We start from the raw sequence: 9,673 nt of genomic DNA on the forward strand, positions 1-9,673 counted from the left end.
GGGTTTCTGCGACAATTTTTGGTTGAGTACGAGAGATATAGGAAGAAACCCGGTTTCTGGGATTCACTGCGTGGCGAGAAACCGGGTTTCTGCGACAATTTTTGGTTGAGTACGAGAGATATAGGAAGAAACCCGGTTTCTGGGATTCACTGCGTGGCGAAAAACCGGATTTCTGCGACAATTTTTGGTTGAGTACGAGAAATAAGGGAAGAAACCCGGTTTCTGAGATGAGCCTCCATCCACAAAAATGATGAGCAATTATCTCCCCGTTAGAGTATCCGCATAAGGATCGGGCAAAGCTTGCTGCACCTCCAAAAGCGGCAAAGGATCTCCAGTCAACGGTTGGCTAATCAAATTTTTTTTTAGCCCATCCCCCCGGCGATCGCGCTCTTGCAGCTTCAGCAATTCCTCTTGATAAACAGCAACAATTCGCCCTAAACTCAGCACCAAATCATCCCAATTATCATCTCCCACCAACTTCTCAGAAATTCCCTCAAATAACTCTCCCGCTTGCCTTTTTTGGACATAAGCTTTCAAAAGCTTTCCCGACTTTTGCAAAACGGCCTGATAAATATCCCCATCAGACCACCACAGCCCCTGTTGACTCAGCAGCCAAGTCAAAATATACTCGCGAGCGTGTTGCTCCTTCACCCAGGCCGCGAGATACTGCAAATCTTCCATAGTTACAACAGTCTCCTAAATTTTCCTCAAAATGTCCGCTTGTTTGTATCTACCGTTACCGCGATCGACATAATACCTGCCTTATCATCACCTGTCCCCGTCATTAATATCCCTTAAATCTTAAAAAAACCCTACTGATTTACCAAACAGCAATTCTGAGAATATAAAAATAAACCTAAACCTCCTAGGTCTATTGTCCAATACTTTTAGTCCACCGGAAAGCGGTACACCCCGCCTCGCTTTCCTCTCTCGCAAATCAATCCTCAAGCGGGAACAACCAGCGGGTTATTAGCATGACAAAGCAAAATTTTGGTTTAATCGGTCTAGCAGTGATGGGCGAGAACCTCGCCCTCAACGTCGAAAGCAGAGGCTTCTCCGTGGCTGTGTACAACCGCACAGCAGCCAAAACTGACGACTTCATGGCCCTGCGCGCCCCCGGCAAGAACATTGTAGCCGCCAAGACTCTGACAGAATTCGTCGATGCCCTAGAAACCCCGCGCCGAATCTTAGTCATGGTGCAAGCTGGGAAACCCGTAGATGCAGTCATCGACCAGCTCAAACCCATGCTGTCACCGGGCGACATGATTATTGACGGCGGCAACTCGCTCTACGACGACACCGAACGCCGCACCAAAGATTTAGAATCGATGGGACTGGGATTTGTCGGCATGGGCATCAGCGGCGGCGAAGAAGGCGCGCTCAACGGTGCTAGTTTGATGCCCGGTGGCACCCGCACTGCTTACGGCCTACTAGAGCCAATTCTCACCAAAATTGCTGCTCAAGTAGATGACGGCCCCTGCGTCACATTCATCGGCCCCGGTGGCGCTGGTCACTACGTGAAGATGGTTCACAACGGCATTGAGTACGGTGATATGCAGCTCATTGCTGAAGCCTACGATTTGCTCAAAAACGTTGGTGGGTTGAACGGCAAGCAGTTGCAGGAAGTTTTTGCCGAATGGAATACCACAGACGAACTAAACTCGTTTTTGATTGAAATTACGGCTAACATTTTCAAGTACATTGACCCGGAAACTAAGCAACCCTTAGTTGAGGTAATTATGGACGCCGCCGGTCAAAAAGGCACGGGCCGCTGGACTGTAATGAGTGCTTTGGAATTGGGCGTGAGCATTCCCACAATTATTGCTGCTGTGAATGCCAGAATCATGTCTTCTTACAAAGACGAGCGCATCAAAGCTTCCCAAGAACTAACCGGGCCTAGCGGCAAGTACGAAGGCGATACTAAAGAGTTTGTGAACAAAGTCCGGGATGCGCTTTACTGCTCGAAGATTTGCTCCTACGCGCAAGGCATGGCGCTGTTGAGCGCGGCATCGAAGTCGTACAACTATGACTTGAGTTTGAGCGAAATTTCCCGAATTTGGAAGGGTGGTTGTATTATTCGGGCTGGATTTTTGGACAAGATTAAAACAGCTTTCAAGGACGATCCCACGTTGCCGAATTTGCTGTTAGCGCCGGAGTTCAAACAGAGCATTCTCGATCGCCAATCGGCTTGGCGGGACGTGTTAGCTACTGCTTGCCAACTGGGGATTGCAGTGCCAGCATTTAGCGCCTCGCTGGACTATTTTGATAGCTACCGACGCGAAAGATTGCCACAAAACCTCACGCAAGCTCAGCGTGATTATTTTGGGGCTCACACCTACGAACGCACCGACAAACCGCGCGGTGAATTCTTCCACTCTGAGTGGACGCAGACTGCTAAAGAGTCGCTGCAAACTGGTACTACCGACTAATTAATTTTTGTAGGGTGCGTTTCGGCGCACCTTACTAATTATTCTGGGGTTGCAAATTGTTTTGACGTTTGTTTTGGAGATAGGTTTTAATATATTCGTCGTTAAAGAGCGATCGGGCGATCGTCAGTGCTTCTTGTCTTTCTGCGTCTGTCATGTAATCATCGCCTTTTATACCTGATGGCGGGTGTCGAGGATCGCCGCCTGCATCGAGGAATCGCTGACGTGCGATCGCCATTAATTCTCCTAATCTGCGGTCTTGCTCTCTTCTAATATCATGCGGTTTCGTCATAGTCTTCAAGCTCGTCTATACGAACAATCTCGCCACTTTGTAGTATAGCAGCCCTTGGTAACGCTCGACTAGGGGTTTCGATGTACCAAAAGCCTTTTTCTTCATCATATATTCTCCAGATCAGCAAGTCGAGAGTTTCCAGGGCATTGATAATTAAGTATTGGACTCCTGATGATGGCATAGGTCGATGTGTAGTTGAGCCAATTGGCTATTGTATCACCCATTGATGACAAAAATTTCAGTTATCATTGATTGTATCCCTGCACCTATTATCAATTCTCATAAATTCAGAGTTTCCCTAGATAATCAGTAATTAAGATCACAATGTGCTTGTGATATGGGTAGATAACTATACTGAGTAAATCGGGTACGCTCGTAAATACTTCTTTAAACTAAATATAATCTTATGTTAGATTTTATATTAGTAGCCGCTATCGTTTTCGCTGCGGTAAATATGATTTGGGAATGGGTAGATACCTGGAAAGAAGAAGAGCCAAGAAAATGTTTATCAGACAGTGGTATTCTGGAAGTAGATGAAATGACTGGCAAAGAGTTTGAAAAATTTCTAGCTTTCCATTTTATTAACTGTGGTTATATTGTTAATTTAACTAAACATAGTCAAGATTATGGAGCCGATCTAATTTTGTACAAAGATGGCTCAAGAACGGTGGTTCAAGCAAAAAGAACCAAAAGACCAGTTGGTATTAAAGCAGTTCAAGAAGTAGCAGGAGCGGTTAGATATTACAAAGGAAATAAAGCCATAGTAATCACCAACAACAGATTTACAAAAAATGCTTACAACCTTGCTGAATCTAACGACATAGAATTATGGGATAGAAAAAGACTCATGGAATTCATCCTGATAGCTAAGAATTGTAGTAAATAACTTATCTACCAAAGTAAGTTATATATAAAAGATGCACTGCTTTCCCGGTATATTTAATCTCACTGCTCAATCATGCTACAAATTTCTAATACAGTGTTCATAGACGATCGCGAAATCGAGATTAGTGCGATTCGCTCTCAAGGCGCGGGGGGGCAAAATGTCAATAAGGTCGCGAGTGCGATTCACTTGCGCTTTGATATCCCAGCTTCCTCATTGCCCGATCGCTACAAGGAGCGTTTGTTGCAAATCAATGACCAGCGCATCACCTCCGAAGGTGTGATTGTCATCAAAGCCCAGGAACACCGCAGCCAGGAACAAAACCGCGAGGAGGCTTTGAGACGGCTGCAAGAACTGATTAAAAGTGCGATCGTCATACCGAAACCGCGCAAACCCAGCAAAGCAACTCGTAGTTCCCAGCGCAAGCGTCTCGACAGCAAAACCAAGCGAGGGCAGATTAAAGCTATGAGAGCGAAAATTACGGATTGATCGATGAAAGGTCGATCGGGCTTTTTGACTTTTTAGCTAAACAGACGGGAATCCCCACACTATATCGCTTCGATTAGTGTGGGATGAAAGGCGCGTTTCGCTGTGGATTCCACCCGTCAACCAATTCAAAACTATGTTTTGAGCAGTGGGCGGGTGGATGACGAGACAAACAAACTCTTTATTCAACTGGTCTATTTTGTCCTTCAATATACTTTTTTAATTGTTCCACAGTTACACCGCCACAGGAAGCAATAAAATATCCATTCGTCCAAAAAACATCTTTCCCGTAGGCTTTTTCAACTTCAGCCACAAACTCTTTCCGCAAATACCGACTAGATACAGTCTTGAGGTTGTTTATAAGTTTGCTTGGCTCAGTTTGCGGAGTGTACTGAAGTAGTAAATGTACGTGGTCGCGTTCACCATTAAATTCTATCAATCTTCCTTCCCACTTTTCCATGAGATTCTTAAAAATCTCCTCAAGTCTTGTCAGCATTAAATCCGTCAGCACTTTCCGCCGATATTTGGTGGTCAACACTAAATGACACTTGAGGTCGGAAACCCCTCTGGCTTTATGGATAAAATCTTTACTCATGCACTTGACACTAAATAACGTGTGCTGGTAAAGTAACACTAATTGATGCGTACCGACTGCGATCCAATATTCGCCACTCAGTCAATGAGAACCTCTTACCAGTATCGATTACGTCCAACACAGTTACAAGCCATTGAGATTGACAAATGGTTGTCAATGTTATGTGCACAGTACAACTATTTGTTGGCTGATAGATTCAATTGGTACGAGCAAAACCGTTCTCCCATCAATGCTTGTCCGCTAGTTTGCCACTTACCTAAACTGCGGGATAATCCAGGATATTACAATCAGAAAAAAACGTTACCTCAACTCAAAAAAACTCATCCTTGGTATGCCGAGATTTACTCTCAAGTCCTCCAAGATGTAGTTAAGCGAGTCAAAGTAACTTTTGATCGTTTCCTGAAAGGTGATAGCAACGGAAAGTGCAGCGGTAGACCTCGATTTAAACCACGCAATCGTTACCGCACGTTTACTTATCCTCAAGTTAAAGACGGCTGCTTACAGAATAACTTAATCAACTTGCCGATGCTCGGAAAAGTTAAAGTTGTTTTACACCGTTCTATACCGGATGGATTCAAAATTAAAACCGCTTCTGTTACCAAGAAAGCTGATGGGTACTATTTAACTCTCAGCTTGGAAGATTCAACAGTCCCTCAGATCAAACCTGATTTCAATCCACACCAGATTACTGGAATTGATGTTGGGCTGAAGGAATTTTTAACAACTTCAGAAGGGGAGACTGTGGCAATTCCTCAACACTACCGCAAAGCTCAAAAACATCTGCGAACTATCCAGAAGCGAGTATCGCGCCGCAAAAAAGGCAGCAACCGGAGACAGAAAGCAGTTAAGCAACTGGGGAAATGTCACAAAAAAGTAGCGGACAAGCGTAAAGACTTTCATTTCAAGATTGCTAACGCTCTCTTGAATAAATATGATGTTGTTGTAGTTGAAGAATTGAATATTAGGGGACTTGCTCGTACAAGATTGGCTAAATCTGTGTTGGATGCTGGGTGGTCAAGCTTTCTGTCGATTCTAACAAATAAAGCCGTAAATGCTGGTTTGTTGGTAATTCCAGTAAGTGCCTATAATACTTCACAAGATTGCTCTAGTTGCGGCGAGAAAGTACCAAAAAAGCTGCATGAAAGATGGCATGACTGCCCTCACTGTGGGTGTAGTCTTGACCGCGATCATAATGCAGCAATAGTAATCAGAAATAGGGCGGTGGGTCATCCTGCTCTTAAAAGCTCAGTCAATGTCCGAAGCGATAGCTGGAGTCGCTGAGAAGCCTGCACCATACTGTACTCAGTTGGTGTAGGAGTATGTCACAGAAACCTGGTACAGGTTAGCCATAGCAAGTATGTTTTCAGCATTAGGTAGAGCCTTGCCTAATTCCCAGTCAGCTTGTCTTCGCTCGGAAATTCCGATTTTTTCTTTGACTTGAGGGCGTGTTAGTCCAGCTTGTTCTCTGAGTAGTCTCAATGGAGACTTCTCCTTTTCTTGTAAATCTTCTTCTATCATGGGACGAAATATTCATGATGCAAACGTCTTAAAAAAGACTTTGAGAAGACGTAAACTTCATGTTGGTAGGTCATCGGGAATTTTGGCTACGTCTAGTCCCATACATCTAGCAAGTGTTTTTAGTGGTACCCCTAGCTCGCGCGCCAGAGCAATGGCCCGATCGAAGCGAGGAATGGATTCTCCTCGTTCCCAATCGCCAATAATGCGAATTCCTACCCCCATTCGACGACTAAGTTCAGGTTGGGTCAAATTTGCACTTTCTCTAAGGTTTTTCAAGGTTATGGTTTCTTGATCTTTAGCTTCCATCAATTGTAGCAGTTAATTGCTAGCAGAATAGTGCTTGACAAAAGTGGAATCTGGCACTAAACTGCTAGTAGATAGGCAAAACAAAGGCAATCGGGCGAGCCTCCAAGGTCAAAATGCAGGTTTGAATAACCGCCTTATTTGTAGCGTCTATCAATTGTGCTTGCATACCCAAGCGTATTTTCGGGGGTTGGGCGCATACCTCAAGCCCCTTTTTTCTCAACGCCGAGGAGGTGGTGCCATGTAAAAGGTCGATCGACCTCACAAGAGTGCCCAACTCAAAATTGTATCAAAGATCCAGACCAAAACTTCAACTTTGCGATCGCACAACTTCCGTGCTATCGTGCCATTTCTCGAACCATTCCCGATCATGCCCACATCCATTGACAACTTCTACCTAGGCGATGTCGCCTCCAACTTTCACTTTGCAGGCCCGCTGCTAGACTTTGAAGAAGAAATCCAGAATCAATCTCCCTTTCACGATTTAGACTACCTGACAGGCGAAATTAAAAGGGGATTCCTAGACTACGTGCGTCAAGGAATCATGCTGGACGCCATCCGAAAGCTGCGATTGTACAAAGACAAGTTCAAAACTTTTAAAAGTTACTGCGAACAAGCATTAGGTAGGCAGTATTTTTACTGCACACAAATTATCAAAGCTGCGAGCATTTGCCTGCGCTTAATTAAAGCAGGATTTGAGATTTTGCCTAGCTGCGTTGCTCAAGTTGTGCCTTTGTTCAAACACGCAATTACCGACCAATACGGCGACTGTCGTTTACAGGAAAAGTGGCAAGAAGTTGTCGATGTCATACCCAAAGAAAGGATTACCGCAGTAACTATTGCCGAAACCGTTGACAACAATCCCAACCTCCGGCTCAAACAAATTCGCATTAAAACCGACACCTACGCCCTTTTAACGAAAAAAGCAGCCGCAGCCGGACTGTCAATTTCGGAATTTTTGGCAAGGTTGGTTGGCGAATACAATCCCAGAAATTCAGACCAGCCAGCGGAACATACTCCCGAACAAGAGGAGATTTTAGACCAATTAGACGCGGAGTTTAAGAAGCCTGCCACGGAACAGACTGCAACTTCTGCCCCAGGAAAAGTTAAGTCTAAAGGTTTTGGAGTGAAAGTTGAGCCTAAAGGTGGTAAAACGGAAGTGAAGGCGAAAACTTCGGAAAGGGAAGTTAAGGCAAAAACTTCGGAAGGTGAAGTTAAGTTCAAAAATCGGCAAACTGAAATCCAAGCCGAGAAACAGTCGAATTCATTTAATGAGAAAAATCATGAAGTCATCTGCCCAAAATCCTATCATGCGTCAACTGAAATTAATGGAGGCTCAACTGAACGAAATTCAGTGCCACCTTATTAAAGCCAGTGTGTTGAATTGGTGGCAAATAGTTTTGCCTGACGGTCAGAAAATTGCGATCGAGCACGCGGGCGGCGGACACTGGATTTTTCGGGCTAACGGGCTTGAGAAATTTCATCCAGAAGTGCGGCTAGCGGTGTTAAGGGCGATCGCCGAAGGCTGTCGCCGATAAGTGATCAAGGGGTTTTTCCCTTTGGCGTCTCAAGTAGTCCTGCGGGTGAGGACACGGCTGTGATGCCGTGTCCCGGAAGGGGCTGGTGGGCGGACACTACTACCACGTCTTCTGAAATAGTCAAACCAAAAGCTTTATGCACTTTTTCTAAAGTAAAATCCCTGTAAGCCATTTGATTTTTTCCCCTATTTTACAGAATGGCTGACCTTGACTTATTCTGTCACCGTTCCTGTGGAACTGAGCCAAAGATCAGCGGAAAACAGAACTCTTAGTGAGATGGAAAACCTAAAACCCTTGATTTATAAATTATGGAAATTCATGGACACAACTGGACTCGAACCAGTGACCCCTACGATGTCAACGTAGTGCTCTAACCAACTGAGCTATGCGTCCTCACGAATTCCTAATATAGCAGAACATCCAATCGCCTGTCAAGCATAAATATGAAATTTTTTAAGCAGGCACTCTTGACATCGCCCCTAATGCCCCATCCCCCGCCAAATCTTCACAGTTCGATCGCCCGCACCGCTAGCCAAACTCCCCCCATCAGGACTAAACGCCACCGACAAAACCTCCCCCCCGTGGCCCGTCAGAATTTCCAGCAAACCCCCCGTACCCGCATCCCACAAATAAATCGTGCCATCCCGACTCCCCGTCGCCAAAACCCGACCATCGGGACTGAACGCCACACACAAAACATCCCCAGAATTGTCCCTCATACTCCGCAACAGCGTCCCTCGCCCCTGTGCATCCACCCGCCACAGCTTCGCCGTACCATCCCGACTCCCCGTCCCCAAAATCAATCCTTCTCCTACTCCCCCCCTTACCAAGGGGGGGCTGGGGGGGGTCTGACCGGCCAGGGAGTTGGGGGAACTCGCAGCAAAAACGATCGCCCGCACCCAATCTCCGTGCTCTGCTAAAGTACAAATCGATCGACCATTTTGCCAATCCCACAACTGCACAGTCTTGTCCCGACTCGCACTAGCCAAAAACTCCCCGCCAGAACTAAAAGCCACCGCCTCCACCCCGCCAGCGTGACCAGTCAAAGCCGACATCCGCCTTCCCTTATTCAAATTCCACAACTGCACAGTTTTGTCCCGACTGCCGCTAGCCAAAACCTGACCATCCCGACTAAACGCCACAGCAGAAACCCTGTCAGAATGACCAGCCAAAGCGTACCACCACTTACCCTTATTCAAATCCCAAATATGAATCATTTTGTCCCGGCCGCCACTAGCCAAAGTCGCGCCATCAGGACTAAACGCCACACAAGTCACCCAGTCAGAATGACCCGTAAGAGTGTACCACCGCCTACCGGTCTCCAACTTCCACATCTCAATCGTCTTGTCCTCACTGCCGCTAGCTAAAGTCGCGCCATCAGGACTGAAAGCTACCGACGTAACAGCATTAGAATGCCCTACCAGAGTATGAACACACCTCCAAGTAGGCGCGCGTGCCGGTACAACCCGCTGCATCGGCGGCACAGGTAAAATGGTGCCTGCAACCGTTGGCGGCACTGCATTCTGCACCACAGGCGTCCTCTGCGGCACGGGAATTTTAGGCGCTGGTAGGGGCGGTGCCCCCGTGCCCGCCCCCGTGCCCGTCCCCGTGCCCGCCCCCGTGCCCGTCCCC

The 9,673-nt window shown here is 46.4% G+C and carries 14 protein-coding genes, 1 tRNA gene and 1 pseudogene; 7 read left to right on the top strand and 9 right to left on the bottom strand.

All coding sequences use genetic code 11. The features are described from left to right. Positions 1 to 192 (top strand): hypothetical protein (locus QUA00_RS33480; RefSeq protein ID WP_333412778.1); only part of this gene is annotated, 192 nt, incomplete at its 5' end. A gap of 66 nt (positions 193 to 258) precedes the next feature. On the opposite strand, the gene QUA00_RS33485 is transcribed toward QUA00_RS33480, so the two are convergent. Then, complete coding sequence (locus QUA00_RS33485) at positions 259 to 681, bottom strand: hypothetical protein (RefSeq protein WP_333145077.1); 423 nt, start codon at positions 679 to 681, stop codon at positions 259 to 261. Between the two features lie 293 nt (positions 682 to 974). On the opposite strand from QUA00_RS33485, the gene gnd reads away from it, so the two are divergent. After that, entirely contained in the window at positions 975 to 2,429 is a 1,455-nt protein-coding gene (gene gnd, locus QUA00_RS33490) for a decarboxylating NADP(+)-dependent phosphogluconate dehydrogenase (protein ID WP_333412780.1), read from the top strand. A 34-nt stretch (positions 2,430 to 2,463) separates the two neighbouring features. On the opposite strand, the gene QUA00_RS33495 is transcribed toward gnd, so the two are convergent. Both QUA00_RS33495 and QUA00_RS33500 read right to left on the bottom strand, forming a co-directional pair. Beyond that, complete coding sequence (locus QUA00_RS33495) at positions 2,464 to 2,718, bottom strand: hypothetical protein (RefSeq protein ID WP_333145079.1); 255 nt, start codon at positions 2,716 to 2,718, stop codon at positions 2,464 to 2,466. Beyond that, positions 2,702 to 2,899: a hypothetical protein gene (locus QUA00_RS33500; RefSeq protein ID WP_333145080.1), complete on the bottom strand. Its 198-nt coding sequence runs from the start codon at positions 2,897 to 2,899 to the stop codon at positions 2,702 to 2,704. The genes QUA00_RS33495 and QUA00_RS33500 overlap by 17 nt, the downstream gene beginning before the upstream one ends. Positions 2,900 to 3,124: 225 nt before the next feature. Here QUA00_RS33500 and QUA00_RS33505 point away from each other — a divergent pair, with 225 nt between their 5' ends. Next, positions 3,125 to 3,604 (top strand): restriction endonuclease, encoded by a 480-nt coding sequence (locus tag QUA00_RS33505; protein ID WP_333145081.1) that lies wholly within the window; start codon positions 3,125 to 3,127, stop codon positions 3,602 to 3,604. 72 nt (positions 3,605 to 3,676) lie between these two features. Beyond that, positions 3,677 to 4,090 (top strand): alternative ribosome rescue aminoacyl-tRNA hydrolase ArfB, encoded by a 414-nt coding sequence (arfB, locus tag QUA00_RS33510; protein WP_333412783.1) that lies wholly within the window; start codon positions 3,677 to 3,679, stop codon positions 4,088 to 4,090. Positions 4,091 to 4,268: 178 nt separating this feature from the next. Here arfB and tnpA read toward each other — a convergent pair whose 3' ends face one another. Beyond that, entirely contained in the window at positions 4,269 to 4,682 is a 414-nt protein-coding gene (tnpA, locus tag QUA00_RS33515; protein WP_333412785.1) for an IS200/IS605 family transposase, read from the bottom strand. Between the two features lie 84 nt (positions 4,683 to 4,766). On the opposite strand from tnpA, the gene QUA00_RS33520 reads away from it, so the two are divergent. Then, positions 4,767 to 5,963, top strand: coding sequence for a transposase (locus tag QUA00_RS33520; RefSeq protein ID WP_333412787.1), 1,197 nt, complete (start codon positions 4,767 to 4,769; stop codon positions 5,961 to 5,963). A gap of 21 nt (positions 5,964 to 5,984) precedes the next feature. Here the strand turns inward: QUA00_RS33520 and QUA00_RS33525 are convergent, their stop codons facing one another. Both QUA00_RS33525 and QUA00_RS33530 read right to left on the bottom strand, forming a co-directional pair. After that, entirely contained in the window at positions 5,985 to 6,161 is a 177-nt protein-coding gene (locus QUA00_RS33525) for a helix-turn-helix transcriptional regulator (protein WP_333412789.1), read from the bottom strand. A 96-nt stretch (positions 6,162 to 6,257) separates the two neighbouring features. Further along, positions 6,258 to 6,506: a helix-turn-helix domain-containing protein gene (locus QUA00_RS33530; protein ID WP_190732406.1), complete on the bottom strand. Its 249-nt coding sequence runs from the start codon at positions 6,504 to 6,506 to the stop codon at positions 6,258 to 6,260. A gap of 367 nt (positions 6,507 to 6,873) precedes the next feature. Here QUA00_RS33530 and QUA00_RS33535 point away from each other — a divergent pair, with 367 nt between their 5' ends. Then, a complete protein-coding gene (locus tag QUA00_RS33535; RefSeq protein WP_333145085.1) occupies positions 6,874 to 7,872 on the top strand; it encodes a hypothetical protein in 999 nt (332 codons plus the stop codon). 10 nt (positions 7,873 to 7,882) lie between these two features. Continuing rightward, the gene (locus QUA00_RS33540; RefSeq protein WP_333145087.1) at positions 7,883 to 8,041 is read left to right on the top strand and encodes a hypothetical protein; all 159 of its coding nucleotides are present in this window, start codon (positions 7,883 to 7,885) and stop codon (positions 8,039 to 8,041) included. Between the two features lie 4 nt (positions 8,042 to 8,045). On the opposite strand, the gene QUA00_RS33545 is transcribed toward QUA00_RS33540, so the two are convergent. From QUA00_RS33545 to QUA00_RS33555, 3 genes and pseudogenes are all read right to left on the bottom strand, one after another. After that, on the bottom strand, positions 8,046 to 8,213 hold the full coding sequence (locus QUA00_RS33545) for a hypothetical protein (RefSeq protein ID WP_333412791.1): 168 nt from the start codon (positions 8,211 to 8,213) through the stop codon (positions 8,046 to 8,048). A 147-nt stretch (positions 8,214 to 8,360) separates the two neighbouring features. After that, positions 8,361 to 8,434, bottom strand: a tRNA-Val gene (locus tag QUA00_RS33550). A gap of 86 nt (positions 8,435 to 8,520) precedes the next feature. Beyond that, positions 8,521 to 9,673, bottom strand: a pseudogene (locus QUA00_RS33555) (WD40 repeat domain-containing protein); the annotation flags it as partial.

The sequence above is a fragment of the Microcoleus sp. T2B6 genome (genome assembly GCF_036700475.1).
Taxonomy (GTDB): Bacteria; Cyanobacteriota; Cyanobacteriia; order Cyanobacteriales; family Microcoleaceae; genus Microcoleus.

Bases quoted from the DNA above. Each gene is read 5' to 3' on its own strand.
- QUA00_RS33485 (WP_333145077.1), bottom strand. From the start codon at position 681: ATGGAAGATTTGCAGTATCTCGCGGCCTGGGTGAAGGAGCAACACGCT.
- gnd (WP_333412780.1), top strand. From the start codon at position 975: ATGACAAAGCAAAATTTTGGTTTAATCGGTCTAGCAGTGATGGGCGAG.
- QUA00_RS33495 (WP_333145079.1), bottom strand. From the start codon at position 2,718: ATGACGAAACCGCATGATATTAGAAGAGAGCAAGACCGCAGATTAGGA.
- QUA00_RS33500 (WP_333145080.1), bottom strand. From the start codon at position 2,899: ATGCCATCATCAGGAGTCCAATACTTAATTATCAATGCCCTGGAAACT.
- QUA00_RS33505 (WP_333145081.1), top strand. From the start codon at position 3,125: ATGTTAGATTTTATATTAGTAGCCGCTATCGTTTTCGCTGCGGTAAAT.
- arfB (WP_333412783.1), top strand. From the start codon at position 3,677: ATGCTACAAATTTCTAATACAGTGTTCATAGACGATCGCGAAATCGAG.
- tnpA (WP_333412785.1), bottom strand. From the start codon at position 4,682: ATGAGTAAAGATTTTATCCATAAAGCCAGAGGGGTTTCCGACCTCAAG.
- QUA00_RS33520 (WP_333412787.1), top strand. From the start codon at position 4,767: ATGAGAACCTCTTACCAGTATCGATTACGTCCAACACAGTTACAAGCC.
- QUA00_RS33530 (WP_190732406.1), bottom strand. From the start codon at position 6,506: ATGGAAGCTAAAGATCAAGAAACCATAACCTTGAAAAACCTTAGAGAA.
- QUA00_RS33535 (WP_333145085.1), top strand. From the start codon at position 6,874: ATGCCCACATCCATTGACAACTTCTACCTAGGCGATGTCGCCTCCAAC.
- QUA00_RS33545 (WP_333412791.1), bottom strand. From the start codon at position 8,213: ATGGCTTACAGGGATTTTACTTTAGAAAAAGTGCATAAAGCTTTTGGT.